The sequence below is a fragment of the Pseudomonas sp. ANT_H12B genome (assembly GCF_008369325.1).
In the GTDB taxonomy this organism is placed as follows: Bacteria; Pseudomonadota; Gammaproteobacteria; order Pseudomonadales; family Pseudomonadaceae; genus Aquipseudomonas.
On the sequence record NZ_VOBI01000010.1, the window covers coordinates 48,799 to 64,652 of the forward strand.

Sequence of the window (15,854 nt, forward strand, 5' to 3'; positions counted from 1 at the left end):
GGGACTTCAGGCCCAATGCCGTGGATCGTTCATCACCGCCTCGTGTTCAGCGAACAGCTTGGGTAATTCGGCTTTGAGAAAGTCCACCCAGGTCCGAACCTTGGCATCGAGAAAACGCCGCGACGGGTACAGTGCATATACGTTGCGTTCACGCGGGCGCCAGGCGGGCAGCAAGCGCAACAAGGTGCCATCGCTCAAGGGACGCGTCGCGGTGTAGAACGGAATCAGGCTGATCCCCATGCCGGATTCCGACGCCTTGACCATCGACTCGGCGACGTTGCATTGAAAGGTCCTGGCCGGGCTGACCGCATGCTCGCCCTCTTCGTCCCGGAACACCCATTCATCGCTGTACAACGGGTCGAGCATGCGCAGGCACTGATGATCGTTCAACGCCAGCGGTGTGCGCGGCACGCCACGCCGTTGCAGGTAGTGCGGGGAGGCGCAGGGCACGCTGTAAATCTGCCCGATGGCCTGGGCGACCATTTGCGAATCAGCCAGTTCGTGGGCAATCGAAATCACCACGTCGTACCCTTCCTCCATTGGATCGGGATTACGCTGCGACAGGGTCAACTCGAACACCACATCGGGGTAAAGTTCGCTGTAGCGGGCGATCAATGGTGTGATCAGCACGCCCAGGCCATTCATGCTGTGAACCCGCAGCCGTCCACTCGGTTTGAGATGGGCGCCGCGAGCCTCTGCCGTTGCCACCTCCATTTCTTCGAGTATTTGCCGACTGCGCACCAGGAAGCGTTCACCGGCCTCGGTCAGGCTCAACCGCCGCGTGGTGCGTTGCAGCAAGCGTGCTTGCACATGCTGCTCCAGATCCGCCACCAGTCGCGACACTTGCGCGGTCGACAGGTCCAGCGCATCGGCGGCGGCGGTAAAACTTGCGCAGTCCACCACACGGACAAACACCCGCAAGTTATTGAGCAGATCCATAAGCCCTCCACGGGCGGTCACTGTTACGTTTCATGTAAGGCTGCATCAGACGCTGGCCCCTTTATCGGTTGCGGGCAAAGACTAGAATTCAGGTATCGGAATCAACACGGAGCACGGAAAAATGAAAACCCTGATCAGCCTGTTTCTGACCGTTGTCGCCACCTCGGCCATGGCCGCCGGCAACGAACCCGCCGCTACCTCGTACAACCCGGCACAACCGCTGGACATCGCCGAAGTGGTTTCAGTGACAGACACCGCAACCGCCTGCAACGTCGTGCCAGCCACCATGGTCTACATCGATCATCAGGGCCAGACTCATCGCGTGACGTATCAAGTGATGGGTAATTGCATGAGCAATCTGTGATCACTGCTTCATAGCAACGTCCACGTATAGCTGAGGATCAAACGATTCTCGTCGATATCACTGCGGTAGTTGGAGCGCGCCATCACGTTGCGCACACGAATCCCCAGGCCTTTGAGGCTGCCGCTCTGCAGCACATAGCCGATGTCCAGATCGCGCTCGCGGTCCTTGCCCTCGAATCCTTTGCCGGTGTCGACATTGTTGCCAGTGATGTAGCGCACGGTGCTGGTCAGCCCCGGCACGCCGAGGGCCGCAAAATCGTAGTCGTAACGCGCCTGCCAGGAGCGCTCATCGGTGTAGGCAAACTCATAGGTCGGCACCTCGTTACCCAGAGGGCTGATGTTGGCAAACACTCGCGGGAAGGCGCTGTCGCCGAACATGCCCTGATAGCCTACATAGAACGTGTGGCCGCCACGCTTGGCCGACAGCAAGGAGAAAAACGCCTGGTTGTCGATGTTGCCCAGCAGTTTTTTGCCGTCTTCACGCGAATTGTAATACCCAAGGTTAGCGCCCAGGGTCCAGTTACCGAGTGGCTCGCTGTGCTTGAGGCCGAGAAAGCGCTGGTTGTAGATATCTTCCAGTTGCCCGAACCAGGCGCTGACCGAGCTGCGTTTATCGTTGAAGGCGTAATCGGCGCCGGCAAAGTTGAAACCATCGCTGCTGACCTGCCGCTGCGGTACATGACCGAGCATGGCTTGCATCTTTTCGTCGCCGGCCTCGTTGCGCAGGCTGGTGGAGTTCAAGTGGCCACCTTGTAAGGTCAGGCCATTGATCTCATTGGAGCTGATACTTGCCCCCTGATAACTGGGCGGCAGCAGACGGATATCACTGAACGCCAGCACCGGCACGTTGGGTTGCAGCTCACCCACCTTCAGCTCGGTTTTGGAGTAACGCATTTTCAACGCGCCTTCCAGTCGGCTGTAATCATTCGCCGCACGCCCATCATCCTGCACCGGCAACAAACCGGTATTGACCCGGTCCGGGCTGCTGTCGAGTTTGAGACCGAGCAGGCCTATGACATCCACACCGAAACCGACAGGGCCCTGGGTGTAACCGGATTTGACGTTAAGAATGAAACCCTGTGCCCACTCCTCGGCCTTCGACTGTTGATTCGCGCCGACGATGTCAGAAAAGTCCCGGCTGAAATAATAATTGCGCGCTTGCAAGGTGGCCGTGGTGTCTTCGATGAACCCGCCCTCGGCCGCCATCGCACCGGCGGAGAAACTCGAGACGACAGCCAGGGACAACATCGAACCGGTTGTTGGAAGAATCTGTTTCATCGTTTTTTCTCTTATTTTTATTGATCGACAGGTTGAAGTACTTCAGCCGCAGCAGATTCGCTGCGTGAAACAGAACGCCGGGCGTTTAACAACAAGTGGGTGACCATGCCGAAAATCAGTCCCCAAAATGCGGCGGACAAACCAAACAGCGACATGCCCGACGCGGTTGTCAGGAAGGTCACCAGCGCGGCTTCGCGATCGTTCGGCACGGCCATTGCGCCGGCCAACGCTCCGGCAATTGCAGCAAACAGCGCCAGCCCGGCCAGGGCCGCGATCAGCTCTTTGGGGAACGCCGAAAACAGTGAAACCAGAGTGGCACCGAAGATCCCCAGCACCAGGTAACACAGCCCACCCACAACCCCGGCCACATAGCGTTTGCCGGGGTCTTCATGGGCCTCGCGCCCGGTACAAATCGCCGCGGTGATGGCTGCCAGATTCAACCCATGACAACCGAACGGTGCCAACAGCGCCGTGCCCAACGCACTGCTGGCGATGATCGGGCCGGCCGGCGTTGGGTAACCGCTGGCGCGCAGTACCGCCATGCCGGGAACGAACTGGCCGGTCAGCGCCACCATCACCAGCGGCAAGGCGATATTCAAAGTCGCGCTCAGGCTGAACGCGGGCGTGATCCACACCGGCGTGGCCAACCCGATCACCAACGCCTCGCTGTGCAAATCACCGGCGAGAAAAGCCATCGAGCAGCCCACCAGCAGCACCATCAACACCGCATAACGCGGCATCAGCCGTTTGCAGATCAGGTACGTGACGAACATCGCCAGCACCAGCAGCGGCTTGCCCTGCAACGAGACGAACAACCCGGTGCCGAAGCTGAACAAAATTCCCGCCAGCATCGCGGCCGCAATGGCTGCGGGCAGTTTGCTGATGATCCGGTCAAACGCCCCCGACACGCCGACCAGAAAGATAATCAGGCTGCTGACCAGATAGGCACCTACCGCCTCCGGCATGGAGATCCCCGGCAACAGCGCCACCAGCAACGCCGACCCCGGCGCCGACCACGCGATGATCACCGGGACGCGATATCGCAGGCTCAAGCCGATGCCGAGCACGGCGCTGCCAATGGAAATCGCCCAGACCCAGGAAGACAGCACTTCGCGTGACAGATGCGCGGTCTCGGCAGCCTGAAAGATGATCACCAACGGGCCTGCGTAGGAAATGACCGTGGCGATAAATCCGGCGACGGCCGCTGACAGGGAAAAGTCCCGGCAAAACGTCTTCATGAAACTTCGCCGTAAGTCCCGTCCGGCGAACCGTGACGCAAGTCCGGTTGCGCTTGTTTGGCGCTGCGTCGACTGCTGATGGCGAACACGGTCATGGCGATGGCGGCCACTGCACCTGGCAACGCAAACGCCATGAAATTCAGTTGCAGCGGCAGGCTGATCCCCAACAAGGCACCGCCCAGCAGCGGACCGACGATGGCACCGTTGCGCCCGATGCCTGACGCCCAGCCCAAACCGGTGGAGCGAATGGTCATGGAGTAGAACTGCGCGGCGCAGGCGTACAACAGAATCTGTGAGCCGATGGTGGTGGCGCCGGCGATGGCGATCAGCAGGTACAACAGCGGCATTGGGCTGTTGAAACCCAGCAAGGTGATCGACACGGCAGCCATGGCGAAGAACACTGCCAACACTCGCGGCAAGTTGAGCTTGTCACCCAGTACACCGCCGCCGACCGCGCCGAAAATGGCACCGAAGTTGAGCACCAGCAGGAACGACAGACTCGATCCCAGGCTGTAACCGGCGTTCGCCATCAGTTTCGGCAGCCAGGAACTCAAGGCATAGACCATCAGCAGGCAGCAGAAAAACGCCAGCCACAGCATCAACGTGCGTAGCGCGCGACCTTCACGGAACAGTTGCAACACGGGGGTGCCGGTGCCCTTCACTTCGCTCATCTGCAGCTGATCGCTAGCGTGCGCGACGTAAGCCGGGTCAACCCGTTCCAGGATGTTGCGAGCCTCTTCATTGCGCCCCTGACGCAGCATGAAACCCACTGATTCGGGCAGGAAGTACATGATCAACGGCAACAACAGCAATGGCAGTACCGCGACGTAAAACACCGACTGCCAGCCAAAACTCGGGATCAGCACGATGCCCAGCCCCGCCGAAAGCATGCCGCCCACCGAATAGCCGCTGAACATGATTGCCACCAGCGTGCTGCGGATTTTCTTCGGCGCGTACTCGTTCATCAGCGCCACGACGTTGGGCATCACCCCGCCGATGCCCAGTCCGGCAATGAACCGGCAGAGGCCAAACTCAGTGGGGTTACGGGCAAAACCATTGAGCACGGTAAAACCGCTGAAGAGCATCACGCAGATCGTGATGGCTTTTTTGCGGCCGATCCTGTCCGACAACGGGCCGAAAAACAGTGCGCCAAACATCATTCCGAACAGCGCATAACTTCCCAGCGCCCCGGCTTGCAGGGGACTGAGCCCCCACTCTTTCATCAGCATCGGCAATACCACGCCGTAGATCACCAAATCGTAACCGTCGAAAATGATGATCAGGGCACACCAGAACAGCACCATCCAGTGAAAGCGGTTGAATCGTGCGTTGTCGATAACCTTATGTACGTCGATCTTGCGCATGGCATTTATCTCTTGTTGTTGTTTTTTTAAACGCATCGGTAGCACGGCTCACGTCCGTATAGCCGAGGGTAAAGTCGTCAGGCACGGGGAAATATCCGCTGTGCGCAGATCGCTATCCGTTTTGTGCAATGCCCTGAACCGGGCTTTGGGTGAGGATTGCTATGGGTGTGGCGCGACGAACATCCGGCCGCTGTCGACCTTCTCCGATAAATTGTCTTCTTTGTGATCGTATTTGGACGCTAAGCTTGGGCCTATGGATGACTCAGATTATTTACGCCTGCTGACCATCGCGGCCGAGCAAGCCAACGCGTTCCTGTCCAATGCCCGCAAATGGGAGCGTGAGCGTTGGGTTTGTCAGCGCCTGCTGCAAGGTCTGAACATTCACTATCGCGCGGACGAGTTCGCCCCCGCTGGCGAACCGCCGGACGTGCTGTTTCGCGATGCCAGTTTCGAGGTGTTCTTCGTGCTCGACGAAGGCCGGCGCCTCAACGATGAATGGCGCGATGAGCTGCAACGACGACGCAGCGCGTTTTCCCTGAGTTCGCTGGTACGCCGCGAGGCGAAGCCCCGGCGTATTCCGGCCAACGAGTTTTTGCTGCGGCTGGCGCCGACCTTGCGCAAAAAAGCGCACAACTACAAAGAACGCGGCATGGACCTGGGGGAACTGGACATCATCGCCTTCGCCAGTCTCAAGCGCGAAGTGCTGGACCTCAACAGCCATTTCCCGCCACCCACCGAATACTTGCGCCAGGGCTGGCGTTCGTTGTCACTGGTCGGCCCGACCTTCGCCCGGGTGCTGTTCGCCCATCCCGACGCACCGGATTTTCTGCGCAGCAACCTGGGGCGCAGCATCGTCTTCGACGTCGGAATCAGCCTGTGAGTCCGTTGCAGGAGCTGATAGCCGAAGTGCCACAACAGGGTCGCGTTCGCTGGATCGGCGTGCGGCCCGAGCGCCATGCACCGATGATCGAACTCGATGCGGTGGAAGCGCGTCTCGAGGCCGGGTTAACCGGCGATCGCGCTCGCCCGGGCGTGCGGAATGCGCGCCAGGTGACGCTGATTCAGTGGGAGCATCTGGCGGTGATCAGTTCACTGATGGGCCGCCCGACCGATCAACCGGTAAGGCCTGAAGATTTGCGGCGCAATCTCGTTATCAGTGGAATCCATTTATTCAGCCTCAAGGGCCGGCGCTTCCGGATCGGCCAAGCGATTTTCGAAACAACGGGCTGGTGCCAGCCCTGCGCCCGCCTGCAAAACAACCTCGGCCCCGGGACGTTTCAAGCCGTGCGCGGACATGGCGGAATCACCGCCCGGGTGTTACAAAGTGGAATCATTCGCCTGGACGATACGGTGAACGTCGAGCCCGTTCCCGACAGCGGCTATGCTCCGTTCAACGCGGGCTAACGTGTTACACAGCAGCTCGCTTGTAGCTTCCACTCATTCAGCAACGTCTACCCCTGACGAGGCCCAATATGACCAGCCGCCTGAACCCCGACGACCAGAAGCATGTCGAAGAGTACCTGCACCTGTCCCAGCACCGAGTCGAGCGCCGGCCTTTCCGGCCGTGGATGCTCCTGGTGGTGGTGTTGGCAGTGACCATTGGTTTAGGCCTGTTGAGCCGATTTATCAGTTACCTGACGCTATGAGCTGCTTCGTGCTCGCTCGGGTAATTGCACCGATTTCTTTTAGCCTTGCGAGATATCCCCATGACTCATCGTATTGTCATCGTTGGCGGCGGCGCCGGCGGTCTGGAGTTGGCTACCCGTCTGGGTAAGACTCTGGGCAAACGCGGCACGGCCAGTGTGATGCTGGTCGACGCGAACCTGACCCACATCTGGAAACCGCTGTTGCACGAAGTGGCGGCAGGTTCGCTGAATTCTTCCGAAGATGAACTCAACTATGTTGCCCAGGCGAAATGGAACCACTTCGAGTTCCAGCTGGGGCGCATGAGCGGGCTTGATCGCGCACAGAAGAAAATCCAACTGGCCGCCACCTACGACGAAGCCGGCCTGGAACTGGTTCCGGCCCGTGAAGTGGGTTACGACTCGCTGGTAATCGCGGTCGGCAGCACCACCAACGACTTCGGGACTCAGGACGCGGCGCAGCATTGCCTGTTCCTCGATACCCGCAAACAGGCTGAGCGCTTCCATCAGCAATTGCTCAACCACTACTTGCGCGCCCATGCCGGGCAAACCGATAAAATCGAGCAGATCAGCGTGGCCATCGTCGGCGCCGGTGCGACAGGTGTCGAGTTAGCGGCTGAGCTGCACAACGCCGCCCATGAACTGGCAGCCTACGGCCTGGACCGGATCAAACCGGAGAACATGCACATCACCCTGATCGAAGCCGGGCCTCGGGTGCTGCCAGCGCTGCCGGAACGGATTGGCGGGCCTGTGCATAAAACCCTGGAAAAACTCGGGGTCAACGTGATGACCAATGCGGCGGTCAGTGAAGTCACCGCCGACAGCCTGATCACTGCCGACGGCAAAGTGATCAACGCCAGCCTGAAGGTCTGGGCGGCCGGGATTCGAGCGCCGGGTTTCCTCAAGGACATCGACGGCCTGGAAACCAACCGCATCAATCAGCTGCAAGTGCTGCCGACCCTGCAAACCACCCGCGACGAGAACATCTTCGCTTTCGGTGACTGCGCGGCCTGCCCGCAACCGGGTACCGACCGCAATGTGCCTCCTCGTGCGCAAGCGGCGCATCAGCAAGCTTCGTTGCTGGCCAAATCGCTGAAATTGCGGATCGAAAACAAGCCTCTGCCTGAGTACAAATACACCGACTATGGCTCGTTGATCTCGCTGTCGCGTTTTTCGGCTGTGGGTAACTTGATGGGCAACCTGACCGGTAGCGTGATGCTTGAAGGCTGGTTGGCGCGGATGTTTTACGTGTCGCTGTACCGCATGCATCAGATGGCGCTGTATGGCGCGTTTCGCACGGCGATGCTGATGCTGGGCAGCAAGATCGGGCGCGGGACTGAGCCGCGGCTCAAGCTGCATTAAGATTTTCGGCGTCAGTCAGGGCCTCATCGCGGGCAAGCCACGCTCCCACAGGTTAGGTGTCGGACCAGATTCCAGGTCGACACATAATCTGTGGGAGCGTGGCTTGCCCGCGATGCAGACGCCTCGGTCTTCACTTGTGTGTCTCACTGTATCTCTCCCCCCGTTTCACCCCTTCGCTTACAAACTCCCCCCTTGCGCGACACAGTAGCGATACACCACCCCCGCTAAATGGCCACACCCGAGCAAGGCACCCCGCCAGCTACGGTTATCGCCGCACTTACGTGGCGTCCTTTATCGAACGGTTGTGTCGTGCAACCCTGGAGTATTGAAATGTCCCGTACCACCAAAAACACTATTGGTCTGCTCGGCGCTGTTCTGGCCGGCGGCATGATGTTGTCCGGCTCCGTTTTCGCTTCCCAGCCGCTGACTCAAGGCTACCTGCTGGCCTCGGCCGAACAAGTCGTGAAGACCCCGGAAGGCAAATGCGGCGAAGGTAAATGTGGCGAAGGCAAGTGTGGCGATGCGTCGATGGCAAAAACCGACACGGATGGCGACGGCAAGGTATCCCGCGCTGAATTCCTGAAGGTCGCGCCGAAGTCCAATTTCGACAAGATCGACACCAACCATGACGGCTTCATCGACGAGCAAGAAGCATTTGATAACGTGAAAGCCAATTACGAAGCCAATGGCAAGAAAATGCCAAAAGGCCTGTTCGAGCACCTGAAAGACCAAGACGGCGCCTGATTTTCTGAGCACCAGGCCGCGCTTTTCCATCGAGAAGCGCGGCTTTTTTTCGTCTGGAGGATTTACACCTGGAAGCGCTGCACCATCGTCCGCAACGAATTGGCCAGTTGTGAAAGCTCATGGCTGGAGGCGTTGGTCTGATTGGCTCCGGCGGAAGAGCGTACCGACAAATCGCGAATGTTCACCAGGTTGCGATCAACTTCACGCGCCACTTGCGCCTGTTCTTCGGCGGCGCTGGCAATCACCAGATTACGTTCATGGATCTGGTGAACCGCCGCGGTGATGGTTTGCAACGCCTCGCTCGCCCGCTCCGCCAAGGCCAAAGTACTGGCCGCGCGGGAGGAGCTGGCTTTCAAGTCGCCTCGTGCCACGTTTTCCGCGATGTTTCGTAATGCGCCTCGGATTTCTCGCTTTCGGCGGCGACTTGTTTAGCGAACAGATCCGCCAGGTCATTGAGCTGTTTTGTTTTGGCAGTACCCCGTCGCCTCGCTATCGGCCGGTTGTACGATGACTTAAAAGAAAATGATGTTTTCGGCGGACAAAAAAAATCCCCGTATCTTTCGATACGAGGATTTTTAATATGGTCGGGGTAAGGGGATTCGAACTCCTGACATCCTGCTCCCAAAGCAGGCGCGCTACCGGACTGCGCTATACCCCGGTAAAAAAAAGGCGACCTTTACAAGTCGCCTTCTTCGATCAGTGCTTTTGGCCTCTGATCTTAAGATCTGATCCCAGCGTTAACTGGTTTCAAAAATGGTGGGTCGTGTGGGATTCGAACCTACGACCAATTGGTTAAAAGCCAACTGCTCTACCAACTGAGCTAACGACCCAAAAATGGTCGGGGTAAGGGGATTCGAACTCCTGACATCCTGCTCCCAAAGCAGGCGCGCTACCGGACTGCGCTATACCCCGGTTTGAAATTGGCTCCGTGACCAGGACTCGAACCTGGGACCCAATGATTAACAGTCATTTGCTCTACCGACTGAGCTATCACGGAACTGCATATTTCAATTACAACATTTGAAGCATTTCGCGTTCTCTTCGACCCGTTCGCATCGCTGCGTTCGTGTGTCTGAGGCGCGCTATTCTACAATCTTAAGCACCTCTGTCAACCCCCTAAATTGCTTTCAAGACAATGATTTGCAACTTATTTCAGATTCCTGCTTGGGGAGCAGAAACCCTTTGGGGTGACTTACTGCGGGGCGCACTTTACAAGCCTTTTCCTTAGAGTTCAACAGCCTGGCGAAAAAAAGGCCTCGCAGTGCGAGGCCTCGTTTATTGCACCGTCCGTTTGGCTCAGGCGAAAACGATTTCGTCGTTTTCTACTGTGCCTGTGGCGGTGTCGCCCGGCATGAATCGACCCGACAGAATCAACTGCGCCAGCGGGTTTTCGATCCAGCGCTGGATCGCTCGTTTGAGCGGCCGTGCGCCGTACACAGGGTCGTAACCGACAGCGATCAGCTTATCCATGGCTTCAGGGCTGAGTTCCAGCTTCAGCTCGCGCTCGGTCAGACGACTGCGCAGGCGACCCAACTGGATCTCGGTAATGCCCGCGATCTGATCCCGAGCCAATGGCTCGAAAATCACCACTTCGTCGACCCGGTTGATGAACTCCGGCCGGAAGTGCGTGGAAATCGCATCCATCACCGCCGCGCGCTGCGCCTCTCGATCACCGACCAGTTCCTGGATCTGTACCGAACCGAGGTTGGAGGTCATGACGATCACAGTGTTTTTGAAATCCACCGTGCGACCATGACTGTCAGTCAGTCGGCCATCTTCCAGCACTTGCAGCAAGACGTTGAAGACGTCAGGGTGGGCCTTCTCGACCTCATCCAGCAGGATCACCGAGTAAGGCTTGCGACGCACCGCCTCGGTCAGGTAACCGCCCTCTTCATAGCCTACGTAGCCTGGTGGCGCGCCGATCAGTCGAGCCACGGAATGTTTCTCCATGAATTCGGACATGTCGATCCGCACCATCGCCTCTTCCGTATCAAAGAGGAACTCGGCCAGTGCCTTGCACAGCTCGGTTTTGCCGACACCGGTCGGGCCGAGGAACATGAACGAACCGCTCGGACGATTCGGGTCGGACAACCCGGCCCGGGAACGCCGCACCGCGTTGGAAACGGCGATCACCGCTTCGTCCTGACCGATCACACGCTGGTGCAACAGGCTTTCCATCTTCATCAGCTTGTCGCGCTCGCCTTCGAGCATTTTCGACACCGGGATGCCGGTCCACTTCGAAACGACTTCAGCGATCTCCTCTTCAGTCACCTTGCTGCGCAGCAACTGGTTTTCACTCTTTCCGTGCTGGTCGACCATTTGCAGGCTGCGCTCCAGATCCGGGATCACCCCGTATTGCAGCTCGGCCATGCGGTTCAGGTCACCTTTGCGGCGGGCAGTTTCCAGTTCCTGACGGGACTGCTCGATTTTCTGCTGGATCTGCGCGGAGCCCTGCACTTCAGCTTTTTCGGCGTTCCAGATTTCCTCCAGGTCCGAGTACTCACGTTCGAGGCGGACGATTTCTTCCTGGAGTTTTTCCAGACGTTTTATCGCGGCTTCGTCGCTTTCTTTCTTCAGCGCCTGGGATTCTACCTTCAGCTGAATCAGACGACGCTCCAGACGATCGAGCACTTCCGGCTTGGAATCGATCTCCATGCGGATGCGGCTAGCCGCTTCGTCGATCAGGTCGATGGCCTTGTCCGGCAACTGACGGTCAGTAATGTAGCGATGGCTGAGTTTGGCCGCCGCGATGATCGCGCCGTCGGTGATCGCCACTTTGTGGTGAACCTCGTAGCGTTCTTTCAAGCCACGCAGGATGGCGATGGTGTCTTCTTCGCTCGGTTCTTCCACCAGCACTTTCTGGAAGCGTCGCTCGAGGGCAGCGTCCTTCTCTATGTATTGGCGGTACTCGTTGAGCGTTGTGGCACCGACGCAGTGCAGTTCACCGCGGGCCAGCGCAGGCTTGAGCATATTGCCCGCATCCATCGAGCCTTCGCCTTTACCGGCGCCGACCATGGTGTGCAATTCGTCGATGAACAGAATGATCTGCCCTTCCTGCTTCGACAGTTCGTTGAGCAAGGATTTCAGGCGCTCTTCGAACTCACCGCGGTACTTGGCACCGGCAATCAGCGACCCCATGTCCAGGGACAGCAGGCGCTTGCCTTTCAGGCCATCCGGGACTTCGCCGTTGATGATGCGCTGGGCCAAGCCTTCGGCGATGGCGGTTTTACCCACGCCAGGTTCACCGATCAGCACCGGGTTGTTCTTGGTGCGGCGTTGCAGGACCTGAATGGTTCGACGAATTTCGTCGTCACGGCCGATCACCGGATCGAGCTTCCCTTCTTCGGCGCGCTTGGTCAGGTCAACGGTGTATTTGTCCAGCGCCTGGCGCGACTCTTCGTGGTTGGCGTCATTGACGGCCTCGCCACCGCGCAGGTTGTTGATCGCGTTTTCCAAGGCTTTTTTGCTGACGCCCTGGCCGAGCAACAATTTGCCGAGTTTGCTGTTCTCGTCCATCGCGGCGAGCAGCACGAGTTCGCTGGAGATGAACTGGTCGCCCTTCTGCTGGGCCAGACGATCTGCCTGGTTGAGCAGCCGCGCCAAATCCTGCGACATGTTGACGTCGCCGGTCGGGTTCTGGATTTTCGGTAGTTGGTCGAGCTCTTTGGTCAGCTCTTTGCGCAGGCTGTTGACGTCGAAGCCCACCTGCATCAACAGGGGTTTGATCGAACCACCCTGCTGCTCAAGCATGGCTTGCATCAAGTGCGCCGGCTCAATGCCCGGATGATCGAGGCCGACGGCCAGAGATTGGGCGTCGGATAGAGCTAACTGCAATTTGCTGGTTAAACGGTCTATACGCATGGGTCACCTTCCTTTTAAGCAGGCCGGACCGATAAAACATCCTGAATGAAGAAACCTGCCAGATACCGTTATAGATGCGGTCGATTCTGGGAGATTCAAGCGTCGTGATGTTGATGTAGATCAGAGAAGTCTAGCGTTCGAGCCAGACTAAGGAGGCAAACCGACCGGTGCGTGGACTGCGGCGGTAGGAAAAGAAGCGAGGATCGGTCACGGTGCAAAAACCGCCACCATAAACAGCGGTGACACCGCGAGCGGCCAGACGCAAGCGCGCCAGCTCGTAAATGTCAGCCATGAATTTGCCAGCATTTTGACTCGGCACGAAGGCTTTGGCGGCTTCGGGCAATTGCTGGACGAAGGTTTCGCGCACTTCCGGGCCGACTTCAAAGGCTTGAGGACCAATGGCCGGACCGAGCCAGACCAGCACGTCTTCTGGCGGCACGGCCAGACTGTCGAGGGTCGCTTCCAGCACACCGGCCGCCAGCCCGCGCCAACCAGCATGGGCCGCGGCTACGCGAGTGCCGGCACGGTCGCAGAACAACGCGGGCAGGCAATCGGCAGTCATTGCCGCACAGGCAATACCGGGCGTAGCCGTCCAGCTGGCATCGGCAGTGGCCGTAAGGCTTGGGTCTGCGTGGGCCACGGCAATGCCGTGAACCTGCTTTAACCAGGCCGGTTGAATAGAGAAATGATCGGTGAGGCGACGGCGGTTCTCGGCAACAGCTTTGGGGCTGTCATCGACGTGATCGCCGAGGTTGAGGCTGTCGAACGGCGCCAGACTGACGCCGCCCGCACGGGTGGTAACGCAGGCTTTCACCCCGGCAGGCGCAGGCCAGTCGGGAATCAGCCAGTCACTCATCCGATGAACGCCTCGCGGTCTTGCTTGAGCAGCGTCAGCAACCAGACGAAATCGTCCGGCAGTGGCGATTCCCAGCTCATGCGTTTACCGGTGGTCGGATGATCCAGCTCCAGGAACCGCGCATGCAGCGCCTGACGCGGAAAAGCCTTCAACGATTCGACCATGGTCACACTGGCTGCCGGCGGAATGCGGAAACGACCGCCGTAGGCAGGATCTCCGACCAACGGGTAGTTGATGTGGGCCATGTGCACGCGAATCTGGTGCGTACGACCGGTTTCCAGCTTCACCCGCACGTGAGTGTGGGAGCGGAAACGCTCGAGCACGCGGTAATGGCTGACGGCTTGCTTGCCACCTTCCATCACGGCCATGCGCTGGCGTTGCTGGCCGTGACGACCGATCGGGGCGTTGATCTTGCCACCGGCCGTCACCACACCGATCACGATGCACTCGTAGATCCGGCTTACGCTGCGGCTCTGCAACTGTGTAACCAGCTGCGTCTGAGCCTGAATGGTCTTGGCCACCACCATCAGACCGGTGGTGTCCTTGTCCAGGCGATGCACGATACCGGCGCGGGGCACATTGATAATGTCCGGCACGTGGTGCAGCAAAGCGTTGAGCAAGGTGCCATCAGCGTGACCGGCAGCCGGATGCACCACCAGACCCGCAGGTTTGTTGATCACCAGGATGTCGTCATCTTCGTAGACGATGTCCAGCTCGATGTCTTGAGCGATCCATTCGCCCTGAGCTTCCTGCTCGGCAGTCAGTTCAAGAATGGCACCACCATGAACAATGTCTCGCGGGCGGATAACCGCCCCATCCACAGTCAGGCGGCCGTCTTTGATCCAGGCGGAAAGGCGCGAGCGCGAGTGCTCAGCGAATAATTGTGCGGCGACTTGATCGAGGCGTTGGCCGCCCAATTCGGACGGCACCTCTGCGCGAAGTTCAATTTTATCGGACATGCTCAGACTAGGCGTCGGCACAGCCTTTGGTTTCGGCTGCGCGCTTGTGGTTAAATACGGCGTCTTTTGCCCCGAGGCTATTCAACGGGGCGCTCATCATAACAGGACGGCCCCGCCCAAGACAGCGGCCGTCATAGGGACGCAAGCCGCCATGCAAGTGAAACACCTGCTGCTGATCGCCATCCTCGCATTGACCGCTGCTTGCTCATCGAAGGAAGTCGTAGACGAAAACCTTAGCGAAGTCGAGCTGTACCAGCAGGCTCAGACCGACCTGGATAACAACAGCTACACCAGCGCCACTTCGAAACTGAAGGCCCTGGAGTCGCGTTATCCGTTCGGCCGCTACGCCGATCAGGCTCAACTCGAGCTCATCTACGCCAACTACAAGAACGCCGAGCCTGAGGCTGCCAAGTCTGCCGCCGAGCGTTTCATTCGTCTGCATCCACAGCATCCGAACGTCGATTACGCTTACTACCTCAAGGGTCTGACCTCTTTCGACCAGGACGTCGGCATACTGGCGCGCTTCCTGCCGCTGGACATGACCAAGCGTGACCCGGGTGCCGCTCGCGACTCCTACAACGAGTTCGCCCAGCTGACCAGCCGCTTCCCGAACAGCCGCTACGCGCCGGACGCCAAGCAGCGCATGATCTACCTGCGCAACCTGCTGGCCGCCTACGAGATTCACGTTGCCGACTACTACCTGACCCGTCAGGCCTACGTCGCCGCCGCGAACCGTGGTCGTTACGTTGTGGAAAACTTCCAGGAAACCCCGTCGGTCGGTGACGGCCTGGCGGTGATGACCGAAGCTTACCAGCGCCTGCATCTGGACGACCTGGCCGCCACCAGCCTCGAAACCCTGAAGCTCAACTACCCGAACCATCCAAGCCTGGTCGACGGTCAGTTCCAGCCTTCGGTGGCCGAAGCCGACAACCGTTCGTGGTTGAGCAAGGCGACCCTGGGCCTGATCGAATCCCGTCCGCCGCTGCCGCCGGGCGAAACCCGCGCCAACCAGGACGTGCAGAAGCAGTTCCAGGACGCCAAGGACGCGATTCCGAACGATCTCAAGCCTAAAGATGCAGATGGCGACGTGATCGAAGAAGAGGAACACGAAGCGGCAGGCAACAACGAAGACCGCTCGTGGTTCAGCTACATGACCTTCGGCGTGTTCGACTGACACCTTGGGTTGTGCAAAAAAGGGAGACTCTTGAGTCTCCCTTTTTTATGGCCGCGTTTATTACGCTGTGCGC

Annotated in this window: 14 protein-coding genes, 4 tRNA genes and 1 pseudogene; 7 read left to right on the top strand and 12 right to left on the bottom strand. The window is 58.9% G+C overall.

Features of this window, described 5'->3' with window-relative positions; all coding sequences use genetic code 11:
* Positions 1-6: 6 nt before the first annotated feature.
* On the bottom strand, positions 7-939 hold the full coding sequence (locus FQ185_RS16645; RefSeq protein WP_149418359.1) for a LysR family transcriptional regulator: 933 nt from the start codon (positions 937-939) through the stop codon (positions 7-9).
* Between the two features lie 121 nt (positions 940-1,060).
* Here FQ185_RS16645 and FQ185_RS16650 point away from each other — a divergent pair, with 121 nt between their 5' ends.
* Positions 1,061-1,303: a DUF2790 domain-containing protein gene (locus FQ185_RS16650; RefSeq protein WP_149418360.1), complete on the top strand. Its 243-nt coding sequence runs from the start codon at positions 1,061-1,063 to the stop codon at positions 1,301-1,303.
* Between the two features lie 8 nt (positions 1,304-1,311).
* Here the strand turns inward: FQ185_RS16650 and FQ185_RS16655 are convergent, their stop codons facing one another.
* From FQ185_RS16655 to FQ185_RS16665, 3 genes are read right to left on the bottom strand one after another with little or no spacing between them, the layout of a single operon-like run.
* Positions 1,312-2,580, bottom strand: a complete 1,269-nt coding sequence (locus FQ185_RS16655; protein WP_149418361.1) for an OprD family porin — start codon at positions 2,578-2,580, stop codon at positions 1,312-1,314.
* Between the two features lie 17 nt (positions 2,581-2,597).
* Positions 2,598-3,818: a benzoate/H(+) symporter BenE family transporter gene (locus FQ185_RS16660; protein WP_149418362.1), complete on the bottom strand. Its 1,221-nt coding sequence runs from the start codon at positions 3,816-3,818 to the stop codon at positions 2,598-2,600.
* On the bottom strand, positions 3,815-5,182 hold the full coding sequence (locus FQ185_RS16665; RefSeq protein ID WP_149418363.1) for an aromatic acid/H+ symport family MFS transporter: 1,368 nt from the start codon (positions 5,180-5,182) through the stop codon (positions 3,815-3,817). Before FQ185_RS16665 ends, FQ185_RS16660 begins: the two co-directional genes overlap by 4 nt.
* Before the next feature lie 253 nt (positions 5,183-5,435).
* Here FQ185_RS16665 and FQ185_RS16670 point away from each other — a divergent pair, with 253 nt between their 5' ends.
* From FQ185_RS16670 to FQ185_RS16690, 5 genes are all read left to right on the top strand, one after another.
* Positions 5,436-6,062: a DUF1780 domain-containing protein gene (locus FQ185_RS16670; protein ID WP_149418364.1), complete on the top strand. Its 627-nt coding sequence runs from the start codon at positions 5,436-5,438 to the stop codon at positions 6,060-6,062.
* Entirely contained in the window at positions 6,059-6,586 is a 528-nt protein-coding gene (locus FQ185_RS16675; protein WP_149418365.1) for an MOSC domain-containing protein, read from the top strand. The genes FQ185_RS16670 and FQ185_RS16675 overlap by 4 nt, the downstream gene beginning before the upstream one ends.
* A gap of 68 nt (positions 6,587-6,654) precedes the next feature.
* Positions 6,655-6,828: a DUF3094 domain-containing protein gene (locus FQ185_RS16680; protein ID WP_008028730.1), complete on the top strand. Its 174-nt coding sequence runs from the start codon at positions 6,655-6,657 to the stop codon at positions 6,826-6,828.
* 60 nt (positions 6,829-6,888) lie between these two features.
* A complete protein-coding gene (locus FQ185_RS16685; RefSeq protein ID WP_149418366.1) occupies positions 6,889-8,187 on the top strand; it encodes an NAD(P)/FAD-dependent oxidoreductase in 1,299 nt (432 codons plus the stop codon).
* Positions 8,188-8,517: 330 nt separating this feature from the next.
* Positions 8,518-8,931 (top strand): EF-hand domain-containing protein, encoded by a 414-nt coding sequence (locus FQ185_RS16690; protein WP_149418367.1) that lies wholly within the window; start codon positions 8,518-8,520, stop codon positions 8,929-8,931.
* A gap of 62 nt (positions 8,932-8,993) precedes the next feature.
* Here the strand turns inward: FQ185_RS16690 and FQ185_RS16695 are convergent.
* The 8 genes and pseudogenes from FQ185_RS16695 to rluD form a co-directional block, all read right to left on the bottom strand.
* A pseudogene (locus tag FQ185_RS16695) lies at positions 8,994-9,284 on the bottom strand (methyl-accepting chemotaxis protein); the annotation flags it as partial.
* A gap of 228 nt (positions 9,285-9,512) precedes the next feature.
* Positions 9,513-9,589: transfer RNA gene (locus FQ185_RS16700), tRNA-Pro, on the bottom strand.
* Positions 9,590-9,685: 96 nt separating this feature from the next.
* A tRNA-Lys gene (locus FQ185_RS16705) sits at positions 9,686-9,761 on the bottom strand.
* Between the two features lie 5 nt (positions 9,762-9,766).
* Positions 9,767-9,843: transfer RNA gene (locus tag FQ185_RS16710), tRNA-Pro, on the bottom strand.
* A gap of 9 nt (positions 9,844-9,852) precedes the next feature.
* Positions 9,853-9,928 (bottom strand) — tRNA-Asn (locus tag FQ185_RS16715).
* A gap of 299 nt (positions 9,929-10,227) precedes the next feature.
* On the bottom strand, positions 10,228-12,792 hold the full coding sequence (gene clpB / locus FQ185_RS16720; protein WP_149418368.1) for an ATP-dependent chaperone ClpB: 2,565 nt from the start codon (positions 12,790-12,792) through the stop codon (positions 10,228-10,230).
* 130 nt (positions 12,793-12,922) lie between these two features.
* Positions 12,923-13,648, bottom strand: a complete 726-nt coding sequence (gene pgeF, locus FQ185_RS16725) for a peptidoglycan editing factor PgeF (RefSeq protein ID WP_149418369.1) — start codon at positions 13,646-13,648, stop codon at positions 12,923-12,925.
* Positions 13,645-14,607, bottom strand: a complete 963-nt coding sequence (rluD, locus tag FQ185_RS16730) for a 23S rRNA pseudouridine(1911/1915/1917) synthase RluD (RefSeq protein ID WP_007942311.1) — start codon at positions 14,605-14,607, stop codon at positions 13,645-13,647. The genes pgeF and rluD overlap by 4 nt, the downstream gene beginning before the upstream one ends.
* A gap of 151 nt (positions 14,608-14,758) precedes the next feature.
* On the opposite strand from rluD, the gene FQ185_RS16735 reads away from it, so the two are divergent.
* Complete coding sequence (locus FQ185_RS16735) at positions 14,759-15,781, top strand: outer membrane protein assembly factor BamD (RefSeq protein ID WP_149418370.1); 1,023 nt, start codon at positions 14,759-14,761, stop codon at positions 15,779-15,781.
* The last annotated feature ends 73 nt before the right edge of the window (positions 15,782-15,854 follow it).

Bases quoted from the DNA above. Each gene is read 5' to 3' on its own strand.
- FQ185_RS16645 (WP_149418359.1), bottom strand. From the start codon at position 939: ATGGATCTGCTCAATAACTTGCGGGTGTTTGTCCGTGTGGTGGACTGC.
- FQ185_RS16650 (WP_149418360.1), top strand. From the start codon at position 1,061: ATGAAAACCCTGATCAGCCTGTTTCTGACCGTTGTCGCCACCTCGGCC.
- FQ185_RS16655 (WP_149418361.1), bottom strand. From the start codon at position 2,580: ATGAAACAGATTCTTCCAACAACCGGTTCGATGTTGTCCCTGGCTGTC.
- FQ185_RS16660 (WP_149418362.1), bottom strand. From the start codon at position 3,818: ATGAAGACGTTTTGCCGGGACTTTTCCCTGTCAGCGGCCGTCGCCGGA.
- FQ185_RS16665 (WP_149418363.1), bottom strand. From the start codon at position 5,182: ATGCGCAAGATCGACGTACATAAGGTTATCGACAACGCACGATTCAAC.
- FQ185_RS16670 (WP_149418364.1), top strand. From the start codon at position 5,436: ATGGATGACTCAGATTATTTACGCCTGCTGACCATCGCGGCCGAGCAA.
- FQ185_RS16680 (WP_008028730.1), top strand. From the start codon at position 6,655: ATGACCAGCCGCCTGAACCCCGACGACCAGAAGCATGTCGAAGAGTAC.
- FQ185_RS16685 (WP_149418366.1), top strand. From the start codon at position 6,889: ATGACTCATCGTATTGTCATCGTTGGCGGCGGCGCCGGCGGTCTGGAG.
- FQ185_RS16690 (WP_149418367.1), top strand. From the start codon at position 8,518: ATGTCCCGTACCACCAAAAACACTATTGGTCTGCTCGGCGCTGTTCTG.
- clpB (WP_149418368.1), bottom strand. From the start codon at position 12,792: ATGCGTATAGACCGTTTAACCAGCAAATTGCAGTTAGCTCTATCCGAC.
- pgeF (WP_149418369.1), bottom strand. From the start codon at position 13,648: ATGAGTGACTGGCTGATTCCCGACTGGCCTGCGCCTGCCGGGGTGAAA.
- rluD (WP_007942311.1), bottom strand. From the start codon at position 14,607: ATGTCCGATAAAATTGAACTTCGCGCAGAGGTGCCGTCCGAATTGGGC.
- FQ185_RS16735 (WP_149418370.1), top strand. From the start codon at position 14,759: ATGCAAGTGAAACACCTGCTGCTGATCGCCATCCTCGCATTGACCGCT.